The organism is Halomonas halodenitrificans DSM 735, assembly GCF_000620045.1.
GTDB classification, from domain to species: Bacteria; Pseudomonadota; Gammaproteobacteria; order Pseudomonadales; family Halomonadaceae; genus Halomonas; species Halomonas halodenitrificans.
The window spans coordinates 84,939-111,244 of the sequence record NZ_JHVH01000013.1 but is presented as its reverse complement, the minus strand read 5'-3'; the positions used below and the strand labels follow the sequence as shown (position 1 = coordinate 111,244).

Annotated in this window: 22 protein-coding genes; 12 read left to right on the top strand and 10 right to left on the bottom strand. The window is 66.5% G+C overall.

What is annotated here, in order from left to right; genetic code table 11:
* Positions 1 to 424: 424 nt before the first annotated feature.
* On the top strand, positions 425 to 1,414 hold the full coding sequence (locus tag Q358_RS0107535; RefSeq protein WP_027961493.1) for a cytochrome-c peroxidase: 990 nt from the start codon (positions 425 to 427) through the stop codon (positions 1,412 to 1,414).
* 142 nt (positions 1,415 to 1,556) lie between these two features.
* Here Q358_RS0107535 and Q358_RS0107530 read toward each other — a convergent pair whose 3' ends face one another.
* The 6 genes from Q358_RS0107530 to Q358_RS0107505 form a co-directional block, all read right to left on the bottom strand.
* Complete coding sequence (locus Q358_RS0107530) at positions 1,557 to 2,549, bottom strand: adenosine deaminase (protein ID WP_027961492.1); 993 nt, start codon at positions 2,547 to 2,549, stop codon at positions 1,557 to 1,559.
* Between the two features lie 83 nt (positions 2,550 to 2,632).
* Complete coding sequence (locus Q358_RS0107525) at positions 2,633 to 4,615, bottom strand: DUF4139 domain-containing protein (protein WP_051530235.1); 1,983 nt, start codon at positions 4,613 to 4,615, stop codon at positions 2,633 to 2,635.
* A 30-nt stretch (positions 4,616 to 4,645) separates the two neighbouring features.
* Positions 4,646 to 6,391: a thiol reductant ABC exporter subunit CydC gene (gene cydC / locus Q358_RS16800; protein WP_043487845.1), complete on the bottom strand. Its 1,746-nt coding sequence runs from the start codon at positions 6,389 to 6,391 to the stop codon at positions 4,646 to 4,648.
* A complete protein-coding gene (cydD, locus tag Q358_RS0107515; protein ID WP_027961490.1) occupies positions 6,388 to 8,067 on the bottom strand; it encodes a thiol reductant ABC exporter subunit CydD in 1,680 nt (559 codons plus the stop codon). Before cydD ends, cydC begins: the two co-directional genes overlap by 4 nt.
* A gap of 4 nt (positions 8,068 to 8,071) precedes the next feature.
* Positions 8,072 to 9,073 carry a cytochrome d ubiquinol oxidase subunit II gene (cydB, locus tag Q358_RS0107510; protein WP_027961489.1) on the bottom strand — a complete coding sequence of 334 codons (1,002 nt, stop codon included), beginning with the start codon at positions 9,071 to 9,073 and terminating at the stop codon, positions 8,072 to 8,074.
* A 1-nt stretch (position 9,074) separates the two neighbouring features.
* Positions 9,075 to 10,487, bottom strand: coding sequence for a cytochrome ubiquinol oxidase subunit I (locus Q358_RS0107505; protein WP_027961488.1), 1,413 nt, complete (start codon positions 10,485 to 10,487; stop codon positions 9,075 to 9,077).
* Positions 10,488 to 11,059: 572 nt separating this feature from the next.
* On the opposite strand from Q358_RS0107505, the gene Q358_RS16795 reads away from it, so the two are divergent.
* From Q358_RS16795 to Q358_RS0107470, 7 genes are all read left to right on the top strand, one after another.
* On the top strand, positions 11,060 to 12,469 hold the full coding sequence (locus Q358_RS16795) for a PqiA/YebS family transporter subunit (RefSeq protein ID WP_084286479.1): 1,410 nt from the start codon (positions 11,060 to 11,062) through the stop codon (positions 12,467 to 12,469).
* Entirely contained in the window at positions 12,466 to 14,142 is a 1,677-nt protein-coding gene (gene pqiB / locus Q358_RS0107495; protein WP_027961487.1) for an intermembrane transport protein PqiB, read from the top strand. The genes Q358_RS16795 and pqiB overlap by 4 nt, the downstream gene beginning before the upstream one ends.
* Before the next feature lie 31 nt (positions 14,143 to 14,173).
* Positions 14,174 to 14,788: a PqiC family protein gene (locus Q358_RS0107490; protein ID WP_027961486.1), complete on the top strand. Its 615-nt coding sequence runs from the start codon at positions 14,174 to 14,176 to the stop codon at positions 14,786 to 14,788.
* A 327-nt stretch (positions 14,789 to 15,115) separates the two neighbouring features.
* Entirely contained in the window at positions 15,116 to 16,447 is a 1,332-nt protein-coding gene (locus Q358_RS0107485; RefSeq protein ID WP_027961485.1) for a DEAD/DEAH box helicase, read from the top strand.
* Positions 16,448 to 16,543: 96 nt separating this feature from the next.
* On the top strand, positions 16,544 to 17,701 hold the full coding sequence (locus tag Q358_RS0107480; protein WP_084286481.1) for an MFS transporter: 1,158 nt from the start codon (positions 16,544 to 16,546) through the stop codon (positions 17,699 to 17,701).
* 66 nt (positions 17,702 to 17,767) lie between these two features.
* Positions 17,768 to 18,820: an asparaginase gene (locus Q358_RS0107475; protein WP_027961483.1), complete on the top strand. Its 1,053-nt coding sequence runs from the start codon at positions 17,768 to 17,770 to the stop codon at positions 18,818 to 18,820.
* Between the two features lie 125 nt (positions 18,821 to 18,945).
* Positions 18,946 to 19,182 carry a DUF2789 domain-containing protein gene (locus Q358_RS0107470; RefSeq protein WP_027961482.1) on the top strand — a complete coding sequence of 79 codons (237 nt, stop codon included), beginning with the start codon at positions 18,946 to 18,948 and terminating at the stop codon, positions 19,180 to 19,182.
* Between the two features lie 122 nt (positions 19,183 to 19,304).
* Here the strand turns inward: Q358_RS0107470 and trhP are convergent, their stop codons facing one another.
* A complete protein-coding gene (trhP, locus tag Q358_RS0107465; RefSeq protein ID WP_027961481.1) occupies positions 19,305 to 20,744 on the bottom strand; it encodes a prephenate-dependent tRNA uridine(34) hydroxylase TrhP in 1,440 nt (479 codons plus the stop codon).
* A gap of 206 nt (positions 20,745 to 20,950) precedes the next feature.
* On the opposite strand from trhP, the gene queC reads away from it, so the two are divergent.
* From queC to Q358_RS0107445, 4 genes are read left to right on the top strand one after another with little or no spacing between them, the layout of a single operon-like run.
* Complete coding sequence (queC, locus tag Q358_RS0107460) at positions 20,951 to 21,634, top strand: 7-cyano-7-deazaguanine synthase QueC (RefSeq protein ID WP_027961480.1); 684 nt, start codon at positions 20,951 to 20,953, stop codon at positions 21,632 to 21,634.
* On the top strand, positions 21,634 to 22,290 hold the full coding sequence (gene queE, locus Q358_RS0107455; RefSeq protein ID WP_027961479.1) for a 7-carboxy-7-deazaguanine synthase: 657 nt from the start codon (positions 21,634 to 21,636) through the stop codon (positions 22,288 to 22,290). The genes queC and queE overlap by 1 nt, the downstream gene beginning before the upstream one ends.
* Positions 22,290 to 23,138, top strand: a complete 849-nt coding sequence (locus Q358_RS0107450; RefSeq protein WP_027961478.1) for a 6-pyruvoyl trahydropterin synthase family protein — start codon at positions 22,290 to 22,292, stop codon at positions 23,136 to 23,138. The genes queE and Q358_RS0107450 overlap by 1 nt, the downstream gene beginning before the upstream one ends.
* Positions 23,135 to 23,440, top strand: a complete 306-nt coding sequence (locus Q358_RS0107445; protein WP_051530234.1) for a YkgJ family cysteine cluster protein — start codon at positions 23,135 to 23,137, stop codon at positions 23,438 to 23,440. The genes Q358_RS0107450 and Q358_RS0107445 overlap by 4 nt, the downstream gene beginning before the upstream one ends.
* Before the next feature lie 19 nt (positions 23,441 to 23,459).
* Here the strand turns inward: Q358_RS0107445 and Q358_RS0107440 are convergent, their stop codons facing one another.
* The 3 genes from Q358_RS0107440 to rpsA all read right to left on the bottom strand — a co-directional run bounded on the left by Q358_RS0107440 (position 23,460) and on the right by rpsA (position 26,293).
* On the bottom strand, positions 23,460 to 23,813 hold the full coding sequence (locus tag Q358_RS0107440; RefSeq protein WP_027961476.1) for a hypothetical protein: 354 nt from the start codon (positions 23,811 to 23,813) through the stop codon (positions 23,460 to 23,462).
* A gap of 91 nt (positions 23,814 to 23,904) precedes the next feature.
* On the bottom strand, positions 23,905 to 24,285 hold the full coding sequence (locus Q358_RS0107435; protein WP_027961475.1) for a histone-like nucleoid-structuring protein, MvaT/MvaU family: 381 nt from the start codon (positions 24,283 to 24,285) through the stop codon (positions 23,905 to 23,907).
* Between the two features lie 331 nt (positions 24,286 to 24,616).
* The gene (gene rpsA / locus Q358_RS0107430; protein ID WP_027961474.1) at positions 24,617 to 26,293 is read right to left on the bottom strand and encodes a 30S ribosomal protein S1; all 1,677 of its coding nucleotides are present in this window, start codon (positions 26,291 to 26,293) and stop codon (positions 24,617 to 24,619) included.
* Positions 26,294 to 26,306: the final 13 nt, after the last annotated feature.

The window sequence follows — 26,306 nt, the reverse complement described above, 5'->3', positions numbered from 1 at the left end:
ACGGCAGATCATCCTCGACTTCGGGCAGGATATCGGGCGCATGACGGTGCTCAAGACGCTGCGGAGCCGACTGCGTTATCCACGAGGAACGCCATGCTGACCGTCAATCGGCGACACTCTATCCACAAGCAGTTCCAAGCGACACGCGATCGCCAGATATGTCGTGCCTGGCGGGTGGAAAGGCATGACAAAACGGGCCGTCAGCACCGATCAGCACGGTGGGTTTTGGCAATAATGGGCTTGCGAAAGCCAACTTGCACGGGGCGAATGGTCAAAAAATGCTCGCTGGCGGTGATAGGGGGAGTGTCGGCGCCGGCTTCACGGATTCAGGTGATTGATATAAGGTTAAGTGTCGATTAGGCACATCTTGAATCACCGCAGAGTGAGTCAACGACGCCGGGTCATCAAGAAAAGGGAAACTGCCATGTTCATCAAGCGCCACCTGGTCACCGCCATCGCTATCGGTTCCACCATCGCTCTCGCGGCACCGGCCATGGCCGATGACGGCCTGAGCGACTATCGCGACCGTTTCGAACCACTGCCGCATCTGCCGTCCATCCCGGCGGACAATTCGCTTACCGCCGAAAAGGTCGAGCTTGGCAATATGCTGTTCTTCGAGCCGCGTATCTCCTCCAGCGGCGTGATCAGCTGTGCCACCTGCCATAACCCCGCCCTGGGCTGGGTTGACCGCATTCCCCGCGCCACCGGTCACGACGGCCAGATCGGCGAGCGCAATACGCCCACCGTGCTGAACTCAGGCTTTCTCGGCTCCCAGTTCTGGGATGGTCGCGAGCCCGACCTCGAGGGTCAGGCCGTGGGTCCCATCGAGGCCGACGTGGAGATGGCCATGGACCTGAATCAGGCCCTGGAGCGCCTGGAGGGCTTCGAGGTGTATCAGCAGAAGTTCGCGGCGACCTTCCCCGACGACGAGAACCCGATCAGCGCCGACAACCTGGCCGACGCCATCGCCAGCTTCGAGCGTACGCTCAACACTCCTGACTCGCCCTTCGACCGCTATCTGCGCGGCGACCTGGACGCACTGAGCGACCAGCAGAAGGACGGCATGGTGGCCTTCGTGGACAACGGCTGCATCGCCTGCCACCGCGGACCGGCCTTGACCGATAGTCAGTTCCACCGCATTCAGGTGCCCGGCTCCACCGACGTCGGTCGCTTCGACGTCACCGGAGAGGAGAGCGACCGCCACCGTTTCCGTACCCCGACCCTGCGCAACGTCGCCGTCACCTACCCCTACATGAACAACGGCGCCACCGAGACCCTCGAGGAAGCCGTCGCCATCATGGGCAAGGAAATGCTGGGTCGCGAGTTCGAGGAACAGACCATCGCCGATATCACGCGCTTCCTGCATGGCCTGACCGGCAAGCAGCCGGATTATGAGGTGCCGGCCCTGCCGTGACCGTTATGCCAGGGCCTTCTAGATCACGGTAATGCCCAGGCCACGATAGAAAAGCACGGCCCCGGGAGTGACTCCCGGGGCCGTGCTGTATGGCCTTGCAGAAACTGCACGTCGAAAAGGATGTGGCGCCAGCCAGGCGGCCTCAGGCCTCGGCCAGCCGTCGACGCCATTCGTCGCGCCGCGATTCGTCGACGAAGGCGGCCTCGATGGCGTTGCCGGCCAGGCGGCGGAAGACGGCCTCGTCCCAGCCGAAGGCCCGGTGGCAGGCCAGGAAGTTGTCGACCATGCCGCCCCCGAAATAGGCCGGATCGTCCGAGTTGAGCGTGACATTGAGGCCCTCGTCCAGCAGCCGGGGTAGCGGATGGTCCTCGAGACGCTCGACCATCCTGAGGCGCACATTGGACAACGGACAGACCGTGAGCACCGTCTGCTCGTCGCGCAGGCGGGCCACCAATGACGGGTCTTCCAGGCAGCGCACCCCATGATCGATGCGGCAGACGTCGAGCCTGTCCAGCGCGCCGAGAATATACGCCGCCGGCCCCTCCTCACCGGCATGGGCCACCCGCGGAATACCCAGCCGGCGGGCCCGCTCGAACACCTCCACAAACTTCTCAGGCGGGTTGCCCTGCTCGGCACTGTCCAGCCCCACGGCATCGAGCATTTCCCAATAGGGGGCCGCCTGCTCAAGCACCCACATCGCCTCTTCGGCATCGCGGTCACGGAGAAAGGCCATGATCAGGGCCGTGGAGAGCCCCAGCTCCCTGTCGGCTTCACGCCGCGCCAGGGATAGCCCTTCCATGACGACCGCCAGGTCGATACCCCGCACCAGATGCGCCTGGGGGTCGAAGTGCATCTCCACGTGCACCACGCCCTCGGCATGGGCCCGCCGGAAATAGGCCATGGCCAGGTCATGGAAGTCCCGCGCGGTCTGCAACACGCTCATGCCCTGGTAATAGAGGTCGAGGAAGGACTGCAGGTCACTGAAGTCATAGGCGCCATGCACCTCTTCGACCGAGGCATAGGGCAGCGTGACGCCGTTGCGCTCGGCCAGGGCCAACATCAGCTCGGGCTCCAGGGAGCCCTCGATATGCAGGTGAAGTTCGACCTTGGGCAGGCGAGCCAGGAAATCACGCATGTCTCGTCTCACTCTCCACTGGGCTTATCACTCCATCCTGATGGAAAGGGAGCCAACACGCAAAACCGCGTCGATCAACGTTTCTACGGCAATTGACGCAGTGTTTCGGCCAGGGCCTCACGGCGAGATTCGAGCTCGGCCTCGACGGCCTCGCGCCGCTCCTCCAGCGTCGCGATCGCCTCCTCTTCGCTCTCGAGGTCGCCGAGGTAGCGCTGGCCCAGGTCGTTGTCGGTGCCCACCGCCGCCAGATTGTCGCGAATGCGCGCCTGGCGTTCGACGGCTCGTGCGATCCCCTCCTCGATGCCCTCGAGCTCGCGCTCCACCTCGGCCAGCGCACGGCGACGCTCCACCAGCGCTTCCAGCTGCCCGGCGGTGTCGTCATCGGCGGCCTCCCGCCAGTCGATAAGCTGATTCATGCCGGCATCCGCCAGGGCGACGCTCTGGCGGCGGGTCCGGGTCTCACGGGCCACGACCTCGCCGCTCTCGCCCGGTGCCAGGGTCAGCTCCAGGCGGTGATGGCCAGCCGTGCTCTCCACCAGCGCCTCGGAGGCGAACTCCCAGCCGTCGCGGCGTGGATGCTCGACCAGGACGTCGCGGGCCTCCCGGGCATCGTTCTCCACCGCATAGCGCGTCACCCGACGCGACCGGTGAGTGATACGCAGGACCCCGTCGACGATCACCATGCGCTCGACTCGCTCCTCGGGGTGTGAGCTCTCGGCGACCCGCACCTTGCGGTCGGCGGCGAAGCTGGCCAGGCGCGACTCCCCGGCGGGAATGCCTGGCAGGTTGACGTCGCCCACATGACCCACGTCGGCGTCATAGACGGTCACCAGGCCCGGGGGCAGCCAGGCCTCGGTATCATTCTCCAGGCGCACCGCCGCCACCGGGTGACGCTCACCGCGCTCGGGCTGGTACAGGGATACGCGCCGCGCCGGCACGGACGCATCGATATAGGGCAGCGAGAGGGTGCGCCCCGCGGCGAGGTCCACCGGGTCAGGGAGCTGCCAGGTGGCCGCGGTGGCGCTCTCGACCACCTCGGGACGCGCGGCGGGGGCAGACGCCGCCGCCATGCCCTGGCTCCGGCTCCGCGCGGCATCGCCATAGGCCACCATGGATTCGGCCTTGAGGCCGCGCAGCTCCATGCTGCCGCCATCCTGCCGTACCGGTGCGGTGCTGTCGGCACTCACCGGTACCTCGGGGCGCGTAGGCCAGTAACGCTCCAGCAGACGCTGGGTCAGGGTGACCGGCGCCCCGCTGGAGAGGGTCAGCGCCACGTCGCTCCAGTCGCTGCCGCTGGCATTTTCCACCACCGACCAGGCCTGCAGGCGGGCCTCGCCATCGGCCTCGAGCATCAGTCGATAGGCGCTCTTCCAGACCGGTGCCGCCACCACATAGGTGAGCGATACGTCACGCTCGCCTTCGCCATCGAGCGCGATGGCGATGCGACGCATCTCGTCGGTGCGGGCGCGACCGCTGACCTCGGCGGCCTCGGCCAGGCGTTCACGCAGGGCGGGGTCCAGCACCTCGAGGCGCGCATCATCGCCCAGGCGCAGGGTGGCCACGCCCCCTTCTTCATCGAGCAATGACAGGGTTGGTGCGCCATTCTCCTCCGGGGCGGCGTCGTGTTCCGCGACACCCAGCAGCAGCCCTTCGAGGCGCTGACCGCCGGAGCTGACCCTGACCTTCACACCCTGCAGGGTATCGGCCAGGCGGGCCACCGACCCCAGGTCCTCGGGGCCAAAGGGCAGCCGACGGTAGGTCTCCTCCAGCGTCGCCAGGCCATCCAGGCTGAGCCCCTGGATGCGCCCCGAGGGGTCACGCACCACCAGGCTCTTGAGCACGTCATTGACCTGCTCCAGAGGCACTTCCAGATAGAGGGTGCCATCGCCGTCGAGGGAGGCGCTGCGCTGCACTTCGGCCAGCCCCCCGGAGGAGAGCGTGACGGCGTCGACCGGCAGCTCGGCGGCCAGCGCCGACCCCATGGGCCACGCCACGGCGAGTGCGATGGCGATACGACCCCGGCCATGGCGGCGGCTGCGCTGAGGTATTGCGTCCCTGACTGACATGATGGCTCCTTGAGAAGAGTGAAAGCGGGCCTAGGTATAGCCTCCCAACCGGCCTTCGACCAGCGTCAGGCGATAATCGATCCCTGGCGGGTCGAAATTTCCGCCGTCCAGCTGGTGTACCAGGAAGAGCGTGGAGCGTCCCTTTAGCCAGGCATCCAGGCGCGGTCGCAGCTTCGCCACGGTGGCGGCGTCGAGGCCCGCGAAGGGTTCGTCGAGCAGCACCAGGTCGGGGTCCAGCAGGTGGAGTCGCGCCAGCGCCAGGCGCCGGGCTTGCCCGCCCGAGAGCCGTCGACCGCCCTCGCCGACTCGCGTCGCGAGGCCCCCGGGCAATGCCCGGGCCCAATCGGCGAGTTCCACCCAGGCCAACGCCGCCCATAGCGCGTCCTCCTCCGCCTCGGGACGGGCCAGGCGCAGGTTGGCGGCCAGGCTGTCGTCGAGAAGATCGATATGCTGGGTCAGCGCCGCCACGCGCCGGCGAAGCGATGCCTCGGGCCAGTCAGCCAGGGCAATCCCCCCCAGCAATATCTCGCCGCGGCCAGGCGCAAGCTGGCGCAACAACAGCCCCGCCACGCTGGACTTCCCCGCCCCCGAGGCGCCGGCGAGCGCCAGGCGCTCGCCGGCGGCGAGCCGCAGCGAGAGCCCATCCAGGGCCGCCATCGGCGCCTGGGGATAGTGCAACGAGACATTCTCGAGGCGCACCGCAAGCGCTCCGGGAGCCGCCGCGCCGGGAGCCGCGGCCCGGTCCTGGGCCGCCGGCGCGTCCTGGCGCACGCCCTCACGCAGCCCGTTGAGTCGCTGCGCCGCCCCCCGGGTGGCGCCCAGCCAGGTGAAGGCCGCGGGCAGGCCGACCAGCGCCTCGTTCATGGCCAGCACCGCCAGGGGCATCATCACCACCAGGGGGCCGGAGAGCAGGCCGGCCTGCCAGGCCGAGGCGGCGAGCCAGAGCGCCGTGAGGGCCGTGGCCCCCACCAGCAGCGTGACCGCGGCATTGCCCAGCGCCACCCAGGTGCCGAGCCGTCGCTGGTCCCGATAGAGCTCCGCCTCGAGTGCCTCGATGCCCCGGCGATGGTGCTCGAGCGCCCCGTATGCCTCCAGCTCCGCCATGCCCTGCAGCTGTTCTACCACGCGTCCCCGCAGGGCCTCGCGGAGGCCGACCTGGCGGCGGCTGACGGCCATTCCCAGGCACGCCTGGCCGACCACCAGCCATCCCCAGCCGGCCAGCAGCAGTCCGCCCACGGCGAGCCCCGCCACCGGCGCCCACAGAGCGAGGAAGCCGGCGAGCCCGATGATCGCCAGCAGCGCCACGCCGGCCGGGGCCAGCAGCCGCAGGAAAAGGCTGTCCAGGGTATCGATATCGGCGGTCAGGCGATTGAGCCAGTCGCTGGCTCGCCGGGCCCTCAGGGTGTGGGCGTCGAGGCCGGCGATGACCCCGAACAGCCGTCCGCGCAGGTCGGCGAGCAGGCGCAGGACGGTGTCGTGATTGTAGAGGCGCTCCAGGTATCGAGCCACGGTCCGCGTTACCGCAAAGGCGCGGATGCCGCCCCCCGGCAGGTAGATCCCCAACCGCGCCGACACGCCGGCGGCCAGGAGGATGCCGGTGAGGCCCGTGGCGGTAATGAACCACCCGGACAGCGCCAGCAGGCCGATGGCCGACACCAGCGTCAGTGCCATCAACCCGACACCGCCGGCCAGGCGGCCCCGGCGTCGGGCCAGCAGGCTCAGCCAGGGGGCCAGCTCGCCCCACAGGCCACGGGATCGTTGCACGGGGTCGTTCATGGGAGCGGCTCTCCTCGGGGGTCGAGCCTCAGACGCCGGTTGGCCAACGCCATCAGCGCCGGATGATGGGTCGCGATCACCAGGCAGCGCCCTTCCCGGGCCAGCCCGCCTAGTCGGTCGATGATATCCGCCTCCGTCTCGGCATCCAGGCTCGCCGTGGGTTCGTCCAGCAGCACCAGCGGCGCCGGCGACAGGAAGACGCGCGCGAGGGCCAGGCGCTGGGCCTGGCCCCCGGAGAGCCCGCCGCCGCGCTCGCCCAGGGGCGTATCGAGGCCCCGGGGCAAGCGTGACAGCAGCGTCCCCAGGCCGGCACGCTCGAGGGCTCGAGTCATGGCGTCTCTGTCTGCCTCGGGAGCGGCCAGGTGCAGGTTATCCGCCAGGCTGCCCTGCACCAGCAGCGGTCGCTGATCCATCCAGGCCACGCGCAGCCCGGGGGCCGTGCGCCGCCGCCCCTGACCGGGCCCCAGGAACCCCGCCAGCAGCTGCAGCAGTGTGGACTTCCCCCCGCCCGAAGGCGCGGTCACCGCCACCACCTCGCCGGGCATCAGGGCCAGGTCGAGGGGGCCCAGCACCCGGCCGCGCTCCGGATAGCTCACCGTGGCGGCCTCGAGCCTGACCAGCTCGCCCGCGGCACAGGCCGGCCCCGCCCGCTCGGCGCCGCTACCGCGCAGATCCTCGGCGTTTTCCGCGAGCAACACGACCAGCCCGTCCGCCGCCCCCAGGGCCGCGGCCCGGTCATGATAATGCTGGGAGAGAACGCGCAGCGGCTGGAAGAACTCCGGGGCCAGCAGCAGCACCAGCAGGCCGCTGAACAGGGTCAGCGCCGGCGAGGGGCCGAAGGTGATATAGCCGAGCAGGCCGAAACCGACATAGATCGCCACCACGGCGATGGCCACCGAGGCGAAGAATTCCAGCACCGCCGAAGACAGGAAGGCCACCCGCAGGGTACGCAGGCTACGCCGACGGTAGTCATCGGCGGCGGCGTGCACGTCGGCCGTCGCCTCCCGGGTGCGACCGAAGAGCTGGAGGGTGGAGACCGCCCTGACCCGATCGATGAAATGCCCCGATAGCCGTGACACCGCCTCGAACTGCTCGCGATTCAGGCGCTCGGCTCCCATGCCCACCAGGGCCATGAACAGGGGAATCAACGGCGCCGAGAGCAACAGGAAGAGTGCCGCCAGCCAGTCGAGCCAGGCCGCCATGGCGAGCACCAGCAGCGGCTGTATCACCGCCAGCACCCGCTGGGGGCGATAGCGCGCCACATAGCCATCCAGGGCCTCCACCTGCTCGACCAGCTGGCTGGCGAGCGACCCCGAATGGTGACCGGCAAGCCCCGCCGGACCCAGCCGTGCCAGATGATCGAGCAACTCGCCGCGTACCCGCCGGCGCAGGGCCAGGCTGGCGGCGAGCCCCAGGCGCTCCTGGGCGAACTGCGCCAGGCTGCGTACCACCAGCAACGCCAGCATGCCCAGCACGAGGGGAGCCAGCCTGCCGAGGGGTGCCTGCTCCACCAGCAGGACACTGATGAAGCGCGCCAGCAGCGCCAGCTGGCCCAGTGTCGCCAGGGTGGTCAGCACCCCGGCGGCGACGGCCAGCCCCAGGCGCCTGCGTTCGACGGCGACATGCGCGAGAAGCCAGCGGGAGGCCTCCCCGGCGCCGCTGCGGCGACCGGACACCGGCCTAGTGATAGCCGTCGCCGGGACGCACCTTGCCGCGGAACACCCAGTAGGTCCAGGCGGTATAGGCCAGCACGATGGGGATCACCAGAAGCACTCCGATCAGCAGGAAGAGCTGTGATTCGGGGGCCGAGGCGGCGTCCCAGATCGTGTAGTTCGGCGGCACGATCACCGGCCACTTGCTGGCGACCAGGCCCAGATAGGTGAAGATGAAAAGCCCCAGGGTAGCAATGAACGGCTGGCCTTCCTGGCGCCGGTAGACCGCCATCAGCAGCCAGGCGGCGCAGGCCAGCGCCAGCACCGGCAGCACCCAGATCAGATGGATATGGTCGAACCAGCGCTGGAACACCGCCGGGTCCACCAGCGGGGTCCAGAAACTGATCATGACGAAGGCCGAGAGCACCGCCAGCAGCAGGGTCGGCGTGATGCGGTAGGCCCAGCGCTGGACCTCGCCTTCCGACTTGAGAATCAGCCAGGTGGCGCCCAACAACGCATAGCCGACCATCAGGCTGATGCCGGTGAGCGCCGCAAAGGGCGTCAGCCAGTCCAGGGGCCCTCCGACGAACACGAAGTCCTCGACCGGAAAGCCCTCGATGTAGGCCCCCACCACGGCCCCCTGGGCGAAGGCTGCCACCGCGGAGCCCCAGCAGAAGGCACGATTCCACCACACTCGATTGCGCCGCGACTTGAAGCGAAACTCGAAGGCGATGCCACGGAAGATCAGCCCGGCAAGCATCAGGAAGACCCCGATATAGAGCGCCGGCAGATAAACCGAATAGACCAGCGGGAAGGCCCCCAGCAGGCCGGCCCCGCCCAGCACCAGCCAGGTCTCGTTGCCGTCCCATACCGGGGCCACGGAGTTCATCATCACATCCCGGGCTTCCTCGTTCGGTGCGAAGGGATAGAGGATGCCGAGCCCCAGGTCGAAGCCGTCCATGAGCACATACATGATCACGCCGAAGCCGATGATCATCGCCCAGATCATGGAGAGATCGAAGGATTCCATATCATTGCCTCCAGGTGGGGGCCGCATCGTCATCGAGGCGGGCGTTGGCTGCCGAGAAGGGCCGTTTGGCGTGGGGAGAGGCGTCGAGGTCGTCGCCCGTTTCGGGCAGCATCCCCTGGCGCACCACGCGGGTGAGGTAGTAGAGGCCGCAGGCGAATACCACGGCATAGACCGCCATGTAGCCGACCAGGGTAAACAGCGCCATGCCGCCGGTCAGCGACGGGGTGACCCCCTCGGCGTGGGTCATGACACCATAGACCAGCCAGGGCGCCCGCCCCGTCTCGGTCACGAACCAGCCGGCCAGCACCGCGATAAAGGGTGTCACGCTCATCAGGCGCAGTACCTGCAGGAAGCCGCGCTGACGATAGACGCGGCCGCCGCGACGCAGCCATAGCCCGACCAGGGCGACGCCGATCATCAGGAAGCCCAGCCCGACCATCACGCGAAACGACCAGAACACCAGCCACACCGCAGGCTGCTCATCCCGGGCCGACTCGCTGATGCCCGGTACCACGCCATCGGCGTGGTGGGTCAGGATCAGGCTGGCCAGCTTGGGGATGCCGATCTCGAAGCGATTGTCCTGGGCCTCCTTGTCGGGCCAGGCCGCCAGCAGCAGCGGGACACCGGACTGGGTTTCCCAGTTGCCCTCCATGGCGGCCACCTTGGTGGGCTGATGCTCCAGGGTGTTGAGACCATGGAAATCGCCGATCACCGCCTGGGCCGGGGTCAGCACGAGCAGCAGCCACAGGCACATGGAGAGCGCGCGGCGGTTGGCATCCACATCGCGACCGATCAGCAGGTACCAGGCGCTGACGCCCGCTACCACGAAGCCGCCGGTGACAAACGAGGCCATCACCTTGTGCGAGAAACGCCAGGGAAACGACGGATTGAAGATCGCCGCCGACCAGTCGGTGATATGGAAGCGACCATCGATCAGTTCCGCACCGGCCGGGGTCTGCATCCAGCTGTTGGCGGAGAGAATCCAGAAGGAGGAGATAAAGGTGCCCAGCGCCACCATGATCGCGGCGAACAGATGCACCCCCTGGGGTACCTTGCCACGCCCGAACAGCAGCACCCCGAGGAAGGCAGCCTCCAGGAAGAAGGCCGTGACCACCTCATAGCTGAGCATCGGCCCCATGAAGTTGGCGGTGGCGTAGGAGAAGTTGCTCCAGTTGGTACCGAACTGGAACGACATGACGATGCCCGATACCACCCCCATGCCGAACACCACGGCGAACACCCGGGTCCAGAACAGCGCAAGGCGATCCCAGGCCGCATTGGCGGTCTTGTAGAAGAGGCCGTTCAGCAGGGCGATATAGGACGCCAGACCGATGGTAAACACCGGAAAGATGGCGTGGAAGGAGACCACGAAGGCGAATTGCAATCGCGATAGCAGGAGAGGATCCAGTTCCATGACGCTTTCCTCGTTACGCTGGCAACTAGAGAAGGTCGCAAGGGGTACGCATGAACGCCGTGGGGCGCATTATGCCTCGGGAACCGGCAGGCAGCCGGCCCGTGACGTACTCCTCCTGGACACCAAGGGACAGGCAAAGCCTAGCAGGCCTGGGGGTAAGCAGGTGGACCCCACAAGGGCCGGCTAGCAAACACCCGGGCGAGCTAAGCTTATGCCTGTCCCTGGATCAGCATACGCCGGCTAGCCACTGACCCCAAAGCGCTTTCGGGGGTGTCTCGTTGTCGCAGCCTGCCTCGACGGCCGGGCATTGCCGCCATGCCATCGACGATACGCTCGGCGTGCCATGCCCGCAGCGCCCCGCCGCTATCGTTACCGATACTGCCATCGCCATCGCTATCGCTATCGCGGGCAGGACCCTCGCCCCGCCCATTACATACATTCTTGCATGTTTAAGTGTGGTAGTAGGCGTGATGACGTGTCACACTTTCCTCCCATCCACGGCCCGACACAGCATACGCCTGTGCCGGGCACCGTATGACGCCGAATCCCAGGAGACACGACAGCCCTTGGCCATGCCCCCCTTGCGCTTTCAGCAGCTTGCGCAGCTTCCTCGCCGTCTGCCGACCCCGCCGCTGCTGCAGGGCGAGGCACCCCGGGTCGAGCGTACTCCGCCGGAGAGCCGCGCGCGCCGGCGGCTGCGTGCCTGCCAGGAATGTGACTGGCTGGTCGCCCTGCCGCCGCTGCACCCCGGGGAGGCGGCCGACTGCCCCCGTTGCGGGCACACCCTGGTCCGCCGCCACTTTCGCCCGGCCCAGCGCAGCATGGCCCTGGCCCTGGCGGCCCTTATCGCGCTGGGCATGGCACTCGCCTTTCCTTTCCTCAGCTTCAGCGTGAGTGGCGTCGGCAATCGCATCGAGCTGACCCAGACCGCCACGACCCTGATCGGCTTCCACCAGCCGGTGGTGGGCGGCGCGGTGATCATGACCATTGTCGTGCTCCCGGCGGTCTATCTGGCCGGCGTGATCTGGCTGCAACTGGGGCTGCTGCGAAATGCGCCGCTGCCGGCCAGCCGCACCATCGCCCGGTCACTGGCGCACCTCGCGCCCTGGATGATGGCCGACGTCTTCATCATCGGCGCCCTGGTCAGCCTGATCAAGATCGCCGGCATGGCAGAGATCGGCCTCGGGATGTCGTTCTGGTCATTCTGTGGCTTCGCCGTCCTGCTGCTGCTGACCACCCAGTCGCTGGACAGCGACTGGATGTGGTTCTCCCTGGCCGGCGAGCCCCGAGCCCCCGCCGGTACGCGTACCGGCGAGACCGCGGCGCCCCAGGGCCTCACCGGCTGTCACACCTGTGGGCTGGTAGGCCGCCTCGATGCCGAGGGCCATGGCCGCTGTGAACGCTGTAGCGAGCCACTCCATGCCCGTCGTCCCTACAGCGTACAGCGCACCTGGGCCCTGCTGGCCGGCGCGGCGATCATGTATATTCCCGCCAATGTCTATCCCATCATGACCACCACCAGCCTGGGGCATAGCTCCCCCTCCACGATTATCGGCGGGGTCGTGGGGCTGATCGGCATGGGTTCCTGGCCGGTCGCCGTCATTATCTTCATCGCCAGCATTATCGTGCCGGTGGGCAAGCTGGTGGCCCTGGCCTGGCTCTGCCTGGTGGTCAAGCGCAGCGACGAACTCAATGCGGCCACCCGCACCCGACTCTATCGAATCACCGAATTCATCGGTCGCTGGTCCATGATCGACGTCTTCGTGGTGGCCATTCTGGTGGCACTGATCCGCGCCGGCTCGCTGATGTCCATCGAGCCGGGGCCCGCCGCCCTGGCCTTCGGCTCCGTGGTGGTCATCACCATGCTGGCCGCCATGTCCTTCGACCCGCGCCTGATCTGGGATGCGCCGCTTCCCCGCACCGCCAAAGATACCCACCTGCCACGTCCCCATGGACGACACCCCGAAGGACACGCTGGATGAGCGAAGATACACCCCGTCACGACGCCGCTTCCGATACGCCCCACCGCGCCCGGACCACGCCCCAGGCACGCTTCTCGCCCATCTGGATCGTGCCCATCGTGGCACTGCTTATCGGCGCCTGGCTGGTCTATGACAATTATCGCAGTCGCGGCCCCCAGATCACCCTGACCATCGGCAACGCCGAAGGCATCGAGGCCGGCAGCACCCTGATCAAGACCCGCAATGTGGAGGTGGGCCGCGTCGAACAGGTGCACCTCTCAGAGGACCTCTCCACCGCGGTGATCAGCGCGCGAATGAGTCCGGGCAACGACGCGATGCTGGTCGAGGACAGCCAGTTCTGGGTGGTCAAGCCGCGCGTGGGCCGCGAGGGAATCAGCGGCCTGAACACCGTGCTGTCCGGCGCCTACATTCAGCTGCAACCCGGCGAGAGCGACATCGAGTCCCGCGATTTCGAGGTCAGCGACCAGCCTCCGGTGGCGCCTGCCGGCGCGGCGGGTCTGCGTATCAATCTGACCAGCCAGCTGGGCAATTCGCTTCGCGTCGGCGACCCGGTCACCTATCAGGGCTATACCGTGGGCCGTGTCGAGGAGGCCAACTTCGATGCCACCACCCGGCGCATGCAGCATCGCGTCTTTATCGAGGCCCCCTACGCCAGCCTGGTCACCGACAGCACCCGCTTCTGGTCGGCCACCGGCATCGACCTGCGCCTGGACTCCGAGGGCTTTCGCGTCAACGTCGAGTCCTTCGAGGCCCTGCTCGGCGGCGGCGTCACCTTCGGCGTCCCCGAGGACCTGCCGCTCGGTGGCACGGTGGAGCCGGACACCACCTTCAACCTCTATGCCGACGAGGACTCCGCGCGCCAGGGTACCTTCAACCGCTATCTCGAGTTCGTCCTGCTGGTCGATGACTCGGTCCGCGGCCTCACCAAGGGCGCTCCGGTGGAGTTTCGCGGGGTGCGCGTGGGCACCGTGGCCGCCCTACCCTGGAAATTCACTGCCGACCAACCCACGGAGCGCGGCGGCTTTGCCATTCCGGTACTCATCCGCATCGAGCCTCAGCGCCTGGGCATCGAGAACCGGGAGGTCGACATCGATGAATGGCGAAACCGCTATGAACGCTTCTTCGAGCTGGGCCTGCGTGCCACCCTCAAGAGTGGCAACCTGCTGACCGGCGCACTGTTCGTGGATCTCAACTTCCATCGCGACCTTGACGACGACTACGCCCCGATGACCTTTGCCGAGCAGCGCGTCTTCCCCACCACGTCCGGCGGCTTCGCGCTGATCGAGTCCCAGATCACCAGCCTGCTGGCCAAGCTCAACGACCTGGAGGTAGAGCCCCTGCTCGAGGGCCTCGACCGCAACCTCGATGCTTCCCAGACGATGCTCGAGGAGGTGCGGGCGCTATCCGCCTCGCTGAGAGAGCTGGTGGATGACCCCGGTACCCGCGAGGTACCGACCAATCTCAACGAGACCCTGGAAGGATTACGCTCCACCCTGGAGGGCCTCTCGCCGGAATCATCCGCCTATCAGGAACTGGTGGGCGCCACCCAGCGCCTGGAGCGACTGATGCGAGACCTGCAGCCGGTCGCCCGGAAGCTGTCCGACAACCCTCGAGCCCTGCTGTTCGACAGCCTGGAGGCCGAGGACCCCGTGCCGCGGGCGCCGCGAGACTGACCCAGATGCTTGAATATCCGGAGACGCCACGATGAAGGCAAGAAGATGGATCGGCGCCACCCTGGCGCCACTGCTGCTGGTCGGGGCGCTGGCGGGATGTGCCAGCAACACGCCGGCACCCCAGCGCTACACGCTGCCTGCCGTCGACACCCAGGACGCCGCCGGCGCCGAGGCATCACATCAGCTGCTGCTGCCCACGCCGCGGCTCGCCGACTACCTCGATGTCGATGGCATCGTCATGCAGACCGACGATATCACCCTGGTGGAGGCCCAGAGTCATCAATGGGCCGAGGCCCTGGGCCGGCAACTGCAGCGCGGCCTGCGCGACCGCCTGGCGAATCGCCTGCCAAGGACTCGGGTGCTTCTCGAGGATACCGACACCCGCCGGGCAGAGGCGTTGCGCCTGGAGCTGGAGATCGACCGCTTCCACGGTCACCATGACGGCCGCGCGGTGATCGGTGGCCAGTGGCGGCTCTATGCTGCGAACGGAGACCTGGTGGCGATGCGAGGCCTGAACCTCGACAGCACCCTGGATGCCGACGGTTACCCCGCCCTGGTGCGCTCCCTGGGTCGGGGCTGGGACAGCGCGGCAGACGAGCTCGCCGCGGCCATTCGCCGGGTCCGCCGGTCAGGGGTCGCGCAGTGACCAGAACCCAGGGACGCTGGTGGCAAGCCGAAGAGGAGGTCCTACACCAGGGAAGGTGTCGGTAGCGTACAGGGAGGTATTCACAGCGCCTCCTCGTAGGCTTGTCGCCAGATCAGTCCCGGGCTACAGGGCTACCAGGCTATCTGCAATAGCTCTAGTGCATCGGCAAGAGTAGCTGCGTCGGGGCATGGGATCTGGCATAATGGCGCTCGCGGCACTATAGCGAGTCCCTCCTGCTGCGACCTGACCCCCGATTTCTTCACGCCCCGGCCCGGGACTGGCTACGCGCGACAGCGTGGCACGGCCGTGGCGTTCTGCGGAGACCGCATGACCTTTTCCGAACTCGGCCTGCGCGCCGAACTGCTGAGTGCCGTCGAGGCGCAAGGCTACACGACCCCGACACCGATCCAGCAACAGGCGATCCCTGCCGTGCTCAACGGTGGTGACCTGCTGGCCAGCGCCCAGACCGGCACCGGCAAGACCGCCGGCTTTACCCTGCCGATGCTGCAGCGCCTCGCAGGCGGCCCGCGTCCCGGCAAGCGCCAGGTGCGTGCCCTGGTGCTGACGCCGACCCGGGAGCTGGCCGCTCAGGTAGGCGAGAGCGTGGCCGACTACGGCCGCCACCTGACTCTGAAGAGCCACGTGATCTTCGGTGGCGTCGGCCAGCAGCCCCAGGTGGATGCCATCCGCCCGGGTCTGGATGTGCTCGTTGCCACCCCGGGCCGGCTGCTCGACCTGCAGCAGCAGAAACATGTCGACCTTTCCCGGGTCGAGATCCTGGTGCTGGACGAAGCCGACCGCATGCTGGACATGGGCTTTATCCACGACATCAAGAAGGTCCTGCGGGTGCTGCCCGAGAAGCGCCAGAACCTGCTGTTCTCGGCGACCTTCTCCAACGAGATTCAGGCCCTGGCCAACAAGCTGCTCGACGACCCCAAGATGATCGAGGTCGCGCGGCGCAACACCACCGCCGAGCTCGTCGACCAGGCGATCTATCGCGTCGACCGCGAGAAGAAGCGCGAGCTTCTGGCCCATTTGATCAGCGAGCATGACTGGCACCAGGTCCTGGTCTTTACCCGTACCAAGCACGGCGCCAACCGCCTGGCCGAGCAGCTCTCCAAGCAGGAGATTCCGGCCATGGCGATCCATGGCAACAAGAGCCAGTCCGCCCGAACCAAGGCCCTGGCCGCCTTCAAGACCGGCGAGCTGCAAGTGCTGGTGGCTACCGATATCGCCGCCCGCGGCCTGGATATCGAAGAGCTGCCCCATGTCGTCAACTTCGAACTGCCCAACGTCGCCGAGGACTATGTGCACCGCATAGGCCGTACCGGCCGTGCCGGCAGCGAAGGCCAGGCGGTCTCGCTGGTCTGCGTCGACGAGCACGGGCTGCTCAAGGGTATCGAGCGCCTGATCAAGCGCGACCTCGAGAAGCGCATCGAGCCCGGCTTCGAGCCCGACCCCAATGCCAAGCCCGAACCCATCGAAAACGGCCGCAACCGTCGCGGCGGTGGTGGACGAGGTGGCAATGGTCAGAAACGCGGTGGCGGCGGCGGCCAGAACCGCGGGCAGGGGCAGGGCCGTGGCGGCGAGCAGCCGACGGGTACGCGTCGGCGGCGGCGCGGCGGCAACGGTAATGGCGGTGGACGCCAACAGGCATAACGGCTAGCCAAGCCCAGGGAGGAAACGGCAGTGACGGGAACGACTCCGGCGAACCAGACGCGAAGCAAGGCCATGCTGGCGACCTTCATTGCCCTGATGGTGCTGGTGGGCCTCAACCTGCGCCCGGCCCTTTCTTCCCTGGCACCGGTACTCACGCGCGTCCAGCAGGATACCGGGCTCTCGCCGCTCGCCATTGGCGCCCTCACGACGCTCCCCGTGCTCTGCCTGGGGCTGTTCGCGCCCATGGCGCCCTGGCTGGCCAAGCGCCTGGGCCCCGAGCGGGCCCTGGCGGCCGGCCTGGTGCTGTTGGCGGCGGGCCTGTTGCTGCGCGGCATACCCCTGGTCGCCCCCCTCTTTATCGGCACCCTGATGGCGGGTGCCGCCATCGGCGTGGCCGGCACCCTGCTGCCGGCCCTGGTCAAGCGCGAACTTCCCGCCGGCGCCGACCTGATGACCGGCGTCTATACGATGGCGCTGTGTCTGGGGGGTGCCCTGGGGGCGGGACTGAGCATTCCCCTATCGGACTGGCTCGGCGCCTGGCACCTGGGGCTGGCCAGCTGGTCGGTGCTGGCGGTCATTGCCCTGGCGGCCTGGCTGGCCCTGGCCCCCCGTCGCGACGAGACGGCGCTGCCCGGAGGCGGCGGTTCGATGCGTTCGGTGCTGAGCCAACCCCTGGCGTGGCAAGTCATGTTGATGATGGGGCTGCAATCCTCCCTGGCCTATATCGTCTTCGGCTGGCTTCCCACCCTGCTGGTGGCAAGAGGCTACGGAGAAGCCGAGGCCGGCTGGATGATGGGCGCCTCGGTGATGGTGCAATTGCCCGCGGCCCTGGCCGCCCCCTGGTTGGCACGCCTGGGTCGGGATCAGCGCCCCGCCCTGCTCCTGGTGCTCACCCTGGTCGCCTCGGGGTTCTGGCTGCTCCTTCAGGCCCCGCCTTCCCTGCGCTGGATCGGCGTGATCCTGCTCGGCCTGGGCCAGGGGGGCAGCTTCAGCCTCGCCCTCACACTGATCGTACTGCGCAGCGGCAATTCACGGCTGGCCGGCAAGCTCTCCGGCCTGGCCCAGGGCGGTGGCTACACGCTGGCCTCCATGGGCCCGCTGGGCGTGGGCGTCATGCTTCAGCTCGACCTGGGGCTTGGCATCATCACCGCCGTATTGATCGCCATCTGTGCACTCTCGGCCACCTTCGCCCTCTTTGCCGGCCGCAACCGTCGCCTGGAGACCGGCGACGACGGCCAGGTCATAACGCGTTAGCGAGAGCGCAGGCATCCTTGCCCGGCGCCATCCAAATACGCCTGATTCATCGCTTCGGAGCCGCCCATGACCGCCCGCGTTTCTCATCCCCACTCCGTGCTGGTGATCTATACCGGCGGCACCCTGGGCATGCAAGAGACGCCCAGGGGACTGGCGCCGGGTGGCGATATCGAGACTCGCCTGGCACGCGCCCTGGAGGGTCTGCCGGCGAATCTCGTCGCCGGCCTGCCGGCCTATCGGCTGCTCGCCTTCGACGCCCCCATCGACTCCAGCGCCGCGACGCCCGCCGACTGGTCTCGCCTCGCCGGCGACATCGCCGCACGCTATCGCGATTACACCGGCGTCGTGGTCTTGCACGGGACCGACACCCTGGCCTGGAGCGCCGCGAGCCTCGCCTACCAGCTGCAAGGCATCGACCGCCCCGTGGTGTTGACCGGTGCCATGCAGCCCCTGGAGGCCAAGGGCAGCGATGCCGCCGACAACGTGGCGCTGGCCCTGCAATTCGCGGCGAATCCTGCCCTGCGGGAGGTGGTCATCGCCTTCGGCGGGAGGCTGATACGCGGCACACGGGCTCGCAAGTGGCATACCCAGGCGGGGCTGGCCTTCGAGAGTCCCAACCATCCGCTCCTGGGCGAGCGGGTCGACGGCGATGCCGTTCCTTATCTCGATAATGGACTGGTGCATCACCGGGATGACGCGCCACGCTTCGAACTGCCCGATTATGAACCGCTTGGCGACGGCGGCGTGGCGCGCATCGCCCTGTGGCCCGGCATCACCGCCCGCCAGCTATCCGCCTGGCTCGACGATTCTCGGCTCAAGGGGGCCCTGCTCGAGGTATGGGGGGGCGGCAATCTGCCCGAGGACCCCGCCTTGCTCGAGGTGCTGGCCAGGGCCAACGATGACGGCAAGCTGCTGGCCGCCATCAGCCAATGCCCGCATGGCGCCATCAACCCGGGGGACTACGCCGCCGGCCAGGGGCTCAAGGCGGCCGGGGTGCTCTCGGGTGGCGCCATGACCCCCGAGGCGGCCTTGACCAAGCTGGTTCATCTTCTCGCCCTGCCGCTGGATGACATCGAACGTCGGCGACGCTTCCTCACCGCCCTGGTCGGCGAGCGCTAGCCCCCCAGCGAAGAGCGTTGACGCTGATCAGGCAGAGGAGTCGACAAATGGCTATGGTGGGAGTGACATCCCCTGTGGCCACCGCCCGGTGGTCGCTCCCCTTGACCCATGCAAGGAGCGCCGTCATGGAGCATCCCGACCATCCCTTCACCGAGTTGTTCGAGCAGCTCGGACTCGCCTCCGAGCCCGCCTCGATCAAACGCTTCATCGATCGCCATGCCCCCATCCCCGAGGATATCGCCCTGCCGGATGCCGCCTGCTGGAACGAGGGGCAAGCGGAGTTCCTGCGCGAAGCGATCGAGGAGGACGCGGACTGGGCCGAGGTGGTCGACCACCTCAACACCTCGCTGCGCAAGAGCTGAAGCCTCGCCCGAGTCGCCGTACTAGCGGCGACGAGCCCGCTCCTCGACGAGGAGCGGGCTCGTGTTTTCCCTGCCTTCATGGCTAGCCGGTCCAAGGCAGAGCGCCTCCCGGCAGGCTATCGCTAGCCGAGATCCCGCATCAGCAGCGCATACTCGATACGCTCCGGGGCGATCGCCTCGCCGGGCACGGGAATGCGCACTACATGGCCCGAGCCGGGGGCGGCGCCCACGGATTCGCCGCGCTTGTTCTCGATATGCTCGAGCACGAAGCGGCGGTTGCCCCCCGGCAGCATCAGCTCCATGCCGTCCCCCACCTCGAAGCGGTTCTTGACGTTGATCTCGAGCACGCCGCGATCCGGGTCGTAGGCGGTCACCTCACCGACGAACTGCTGATGCACGCCCACCGAGTTGCCCTGCTCGTAGTTCTGGTACTGGTCGTGGACGTGGCGGCGATAGAAGCCCTCCGTGTAGCCGCGGTTGGCGAGGTTGTCGAGCTCGTCCATCAGGCGCATGTCGAAGGGCCTGCCCGCCACGGCATCATCGATGGCGCGACGATAGACCTGGGCGGTACGCGCCACATAGTAGGGCGACTTGGTACGACCCTCGATCTTCAGCGAGGAGACCCCCATCTCGGCCAGGCGCGGCACGTGCTGCACCGCACGCAGGTCCTTGGAGTTCATGATGTAGGTGCCGTGCTCGTCCTCGTGCACCGGCATCAGCTCGCCGGGCCGGCTGCGATCCTCGATCAGCGCCGAGAGTTCGTCCTGGCCCTCGGTGCCACCGGCGGTGGCGGTGCTCATCGACTCGAGCGTCTCGGCACTGCCGCCGCCCGAGGCGATCAGCCCGCCACCCTGTCCTCCATTCTGCTGGGGAGTCCAGATACCGCTAGCGGCGTGGGCGCGGGACGAGTTGGCCGGCACCAGATCGCCGGTCTCGTCCTCGGCGGCCGCCACGGTGTTGTACTTCCAGCGGCAGGCATTGGTGCAGGTGCCCTGGTTGGGGTCGCGGTGATTGAAGTAGCCCGAGAGCAGGCAGCGCCCGGAGTAGGCGATGCACAGCGCGCCATGGACGAAGGTCTCGATCTCGAGGTCGGGGCACTCGGCACGGATCTGGGCGATCTCCTCGAGCGACAGCTCACGAGACAGAATGATGCGGCTGATGCCCTGCTGCTGCCAGAACTTCGCGGCCGCATAGTTGACCACGTTGGACTGCACCGAGAGGTGAATAACCTGCTCGGGCCAGCGTTCGCGGATCATCATGATCAGCCCCGGGTCGGACATGATCAGCGCATCGGGACCGGCCTCGATCACCGGCTCCATGTCGCGCAGATAGGTCTTCAGCTTGCTGTTATGCGGCGCGATATTCGAGGCCACATAGAACTGCTTGCCCCGTTCGTGGGCGTAGGCGATGCCCTTGTGCAGATTTTCCAACTTGAAGTCGTTGTTGCGCACGCGCAGTGAATAACGCGGCTGGCCGGCATAGACCGCATCCGCACCATAGGCGAAGGCGTAACGCATGTTCTTGAACGTTCCCGCCGGGGAAAGCAGTTCGGGAGCTTGCATGAAGAGTCACCGTTGTCAGGACGATGGCGCCGGAAAGGCGCTGTAAATGAGAGGGCGCAGCAGTATAACAGGCCGAGCAGCGAGCGCCGAGAGACGCGATGGGGTGTTCCCCATGGACAGGCATGTCGAGTAGACTACCGCCGCTTCCGGACCGGATCCCGGACTAGCGGCATCAGCCAACAAATTCTCCGACCCGAGTCTTCGCCATGAACGATACCCCCTCTCCTGCCACCGTGGTGATCTACTCCGGCGGCATGGACTCCTATACCGTGCTGCACCGTGCCCTTCGCGAGGGCCGTGACGTCCACGCCCTATCCTTCGACTACGGCCAGCGCCATGCCCGCGAGCTCGACCAGGCGGCCAAGGTGTGTCGCCAGCTGGACATTCCGCATCAAGTCGTGGACATCCGGGCCATCCACGGACTGATCGACAATTCGGCGCTCACCGACGCCAACCGCGATATGCCGGAGGGCGACTACGCCGAGGACAACCTCGCCGCTACCGTGGTCCCCAATCGCAACATGATCCTCCTTTCGCTGGCCATCGCCAAGGCGGTCAATATCGGCGCCGGGCGGGTCGACTACGGCGCCCATGGCGGCGACCATGTCCTCTATCCCGACTGCCGCCCCGCCTTTGTCGACGCGATGAACGCCGTGGCCGGCATCGCCAACTTCGAGGCCGTCGACATCCATACGCCCTACCTGCGTGCCAGCAAGGCGGAGATCCTCGCCGACGGCCTGGCCATGGGACTCGATTATGCCGACACCTGGACCTGCTACCGCGGCGAGGCGCTGGCCTGCGGACGCTGCGGCAGCTGCCTCGAGCGCCTGGCCGCCTTCGCCGCCAACCAGGCGACCGACCCCCTGGCCTACGCGGGGAGGGACGCCTGATGTATCACGTCAAGGAGGCCTTCTACACCCTGCAGGGGGAAGGCGGCCAGGCGGGCCGGGCCAGCGTGTTTTGCCGCTTCTCGGGCTGCAACCTCTGGTCGGGTAACGAGAGGGACCGCGCCAGCGCGGCCTGCCGCTTCTGCGATACCGACTTCGTGGGGACCGACGGCCAGAACGGCGGGCGCTTCAACGGCGCACAGGCCCTGGCCGACCACTTGACCGGGCTCTGGCCCACATCCGGCGAAATGGCCACCCCCTATCTGGTCTTCACCGGCGGGGAGCCGCTACTGCAGCTCGACGAGGCGCTGATTACCGCCCTTCAGGCGCGTGGTTTCGAGGTCGCCGTGGAAACCAACGGCACCCTACGGGCGCCGGCCGGCATCGACTGGCTCTGTGTCAGCCCCAAGGGCAACAATCCCCTGGCGGTCACCACAGGCAACGAGCTGAAGCTGGTCTACCCGCAGACCGACGCGCCCCCGGAGCGCTTCACGGGGCTCGCCTTCGACCACTTCTTCCTGCAACCCAGGGATACCGGCCCCGCGAGCCTCGCGGACGATACGACTACCGACACCCTGGCGGCCAGCGTGGCCTATTGCCTGGCGCACCCACAGTGGCGCCTGTCGCTGCAGACCCACAAGATCACGGGGATCGACTGATGACACTCTTCATCAACCGCCTGACTCAGCTCGATGTCTCCTGGTGGTGCCCGAACCGGGGACTGGTCGGAGCCAGCTGGCACGTGGACGCGGAGCTCGACGGGGAGCTCGGCGACGACGGCATGCTGTTCGACTTCGGCGAGGTCAAGCCGTGGATCAAGCAGCGACTGGATGCCGGTCCCGACCACACCCTGCTGGTGCCCACCCTCGCACCGGGACTGGAACTCCATGATTGCCGCGAGGGCCTCTGCATGCGCGCCACCCGGCCCTGGGCCATGGAGCTACGCGCACCACGCCAGGCGCTGACACTGCTGCCCTGGCGCGAGATCGACGTCGACACCCTCGCCAACCACCTGGCGGCGGAGCTGATGCACCGCCCCCCGCCCCGCGTCAGCGACATTCGCCTGCGCTTGTACGAGGAAGACATCCAGGGGGCCAGCTACACCTATAGCCACGGGCTGAAGCGCCATGCCGGCAACTGCCAGCGCATCGCCCACGGCCACCGCTCGCGACTGCAGATCTGGCAGCAGGGACAGCGAGCGGTGGCCCTGGAACGCCAGTGGGCCGACTGGCTGGCAGATCGCTACCTGATCGACGAGGCCGACATCGTCGTCGACAACGGGCCTGCCGGGCCGCAAACGCTGACGACTCGCTATCGAGCGGCGCAGGGAGACTTTTTCCTGCGCCTCCCCGAAGAGCGCTGTGCCGTACTGCCGACACCCACGACGGTGGAGTGGATCGCCGACTGGCTGGCCCGGCGCATCGCCCGTGATACCGGGCGCGACACCCGCGTGCATGCCTTCGAAGGCATCGACAAGGGCGCCATCGCCCAGGCGTCGCCAGCATGACCCGAGTCATCGCCTCGGCCGGCAGGATAGAAGACGAAGGCGAGTGCCGCCCCGGCTGCGGCGCCTGCTGCATCGCCCCGTCGATCACCTCGCCGATTCCCGGCATGCCGAACGGCAAGCCCGCGGGCGTACGCTGCGTACAACTCGACGAGGCCAACCTCTGCAGGCTGTTCGGCGATCCGAGCCGCCCGGCCGTGTGCAGCCGGTTCGACTACGACAGTGAACTCTGCGGTGGCCATCGTGACCAGGCACTCACGCTTATCACGGCACTGGAACGAGCCACCGAAGACCCGCGATGTTAAGTACCAGGGATCAGGCTAGTCAGGCGCTCTTGCGAAAGTGCTGCAATGTCTCGAGCAGTTCCCTGACATCCTGATTAGAGAACTCATACTCCGCCATCAGCGTCTCGAGTCGCTGCCCGAAGTCGTCTTTCGGCTCGGCCACGGAGTCGTTACTCGGAGCGGCACTCCGGGGCGACTCCACTTCCGATCGAGTCTTCACTTCCGGGGTTTCGGTATCTGGAGACGCGACTTCCTGAGACTCAGCATTTTGAGACTCAACGTCACCGGTCGGCTCCAGTTCTCGCAGTGCCGCCGCGAAGGCGTCATCGAGCTCTCGAAACTGACGAAGTTTATCGCGCTCACCCATGGCTTTACGTGATGTATGCTGTTTCATGCCTGATCGTCTTTAAGCGGGCAAAAGGAAACGCAAACGGCGCCTCATGGCGCCGTTTGTGCTAGCCAGACTCGAATAGGCGGCCCGAGGATTACTCTTCGACACGAACCAGCCAGGATTCGACGGTCTCGGAACCAAACTCATCCTTCCATGCCTTCAGCGTCTTCTGGTTACCACCGCGAGTTTCAACCACTTCGCCCGTATTCGGGTTCTTGTAGATCTTCAGCTTACGCTTGCGGCGCGTACCAGTGGAGCCGGCAGAAGCCGCCTTCGGCGAAGAGGCCATGGGCGCGGGATCCAGCAGTGCGATGACGTCGGCGGCACTCTTGTCATAGTCCTTCATCAGAGACTCGAGCTTCTCCTTGAACTCCAGCTCACTCTGAAGGCGCTTGTCGTTCTGCAGCTTGTCCAGATTGGACTGGAGTTCCTTCAGCTGCTGTTCCATCTGCATGTATTCGTTAAGAAGCGACATGGGAAATTTCCTTGGGGACGTTCGACAAAATACTTTGAGAAAGTACAAAGGGGGCGCACATTATGCGCGCTTTATTCAACCCTTGGCAATAGTCTGGCCGTATTGATTACATTGCGCAAATTTTAACGACGCCCAGGATACCGATCTCATGTATTGTCTTGTGAAAAGATTAAGTAAGTCGCACTTCTGGATATCGTACTGCTCTCGAGCGAGAGCACATGCTGCACGCGAGTGCGATATAAATAAAAAAAATGAGAAATAAAGAAGTGTGAAAAAAACCGCCGCCCCGAGGGGCGGCGGTTCCTGGAGCCTGTCGGAAGTTGCTATCCGATCAGTCCTGACCCATCTGCTGCTTGATAAGGTCGCCGATGGTGGTCGCGCCACCGCTCTCGGTAGATTCCTCACGCAGCTTCTTCAGGTTCTGACGCGTGTCGTCCTGATCCTTGGCCTTGACGGAGAGGTTGATCTGGCGGTTCTTGCGATCCACACCGATGATGCGAGCCTCGACGCTGTCGCCCTCGTTGAGGACATTGCGAGCATCCTCGATGCGGTCGGCACTGATCTCGGAGGCCTTGAGAACGGCGATGACATCGGTAGCCAGCTCGACCTGGGCCTGCTTGGCATCGACCTCGATCACGCGACCGGTCACGATGGCACCCTTGTCGTTCACGGCCATGAACTCCGCGACCGGATCGGTATCCAGCTGCTTGACGCCCAGGGAGATGCGCTCACGCTCCGGATCGATGGAGAGGATCACGGCCTCGGCCTCGTCGCCCTTCTTGAACTGACGAACCGCTTCTTCGCCGGTATCGGTCCAAGAGATGTCGGAGAGGTGAACCAGACCGTCGATGCCGCCTTCCAGGCCGATGAAGATGCCGAAGTCGGTGATCGACTTGATGGTACCGGCAACACGATCGCCCTTGTTATACGTCGCGCTGAAGGTTTCCCAGGGATTCGCGGTGCACTGCTTGATACCCAGGGAGATACGACGACGCTCCTCGTCGATGTCCAGAATCATGACATCCACATCATCGCCGACCTGAACCACCTTGGACGGATGGATGTTCTTGTTGGTCCAGTCCATTTCGGAGACGTGGACCAGACCCTCGACACCCTCTTCCAGCTCGGCGAAGCAGCCGTAATCGGTGAGGTTGGTGACGGTGGCGTGCACCTTGGTGCCTTCCGGGTAGCGATCCTTGATGTTGACCCACGGATCCTCGCCCAGCTGCTTCAGGCCCAGGGAAACGCGATTGCGCTCGCGATCGAACTTGAGCACCTTGACGCTGATCTCGTCGCCCACGGCCACGATCTCGCTCGGATGCTTGATGCGCTTCCAGGCCATGTCGGTGATGTGCAGCAGGCCGTCGACGCCACCGAGGTCGACGAAGGCGCCGTAGTCGGTGAGGTTCTTGACGATACCCAGGATCTGCTGACCTTCCTGCAGCGTGGCCAGCAGGGCCTCACGCTCGGCGCTGTTCTCGGCTTCAAGCACGGCACGACGAGAAACGACAACGTTGTTGCGCTTCGGATCGAGCTTGATGACCTTGAAGTCGAGCTCCTTGTTCTCGAGGTGCGTGGTGTCGCGGACCGGACGCACGTCGACCAGAGAACCCGGCAGGAAGGCACGAATGGAGTCGACATCGACGGTGAAGCCACCCTTGACCTTGCCGTTGATCACGCCCTTGACGATCTCGTCCTTCTCGAAGGCGGCTTCCAGAACCTTCCATGCTTCGGCACGCTTGGCCTTCTCGCGGGACAGGCGGGTCTCGCCGAAACCATCCTCGACGGCTTCCAGGGCGACGTGGACCTCGTCACCCACGGCGATGGCCAGCTCGCCGTTCTCGTCACGGAACTGGGCCGAGGGAATCTGACCTTCGGACTTCAGGCCGGCATTGACAGTAACCCAGTCACCTTCGATGTCGACGACGGTCGCCACGACAATGGCGCCCGGCTCCATGTTGATGTCCTGGAGAGACTGTTCAAAAAGTTCAGCAAAGCTTTCGCTCATGATGTTCCTACGT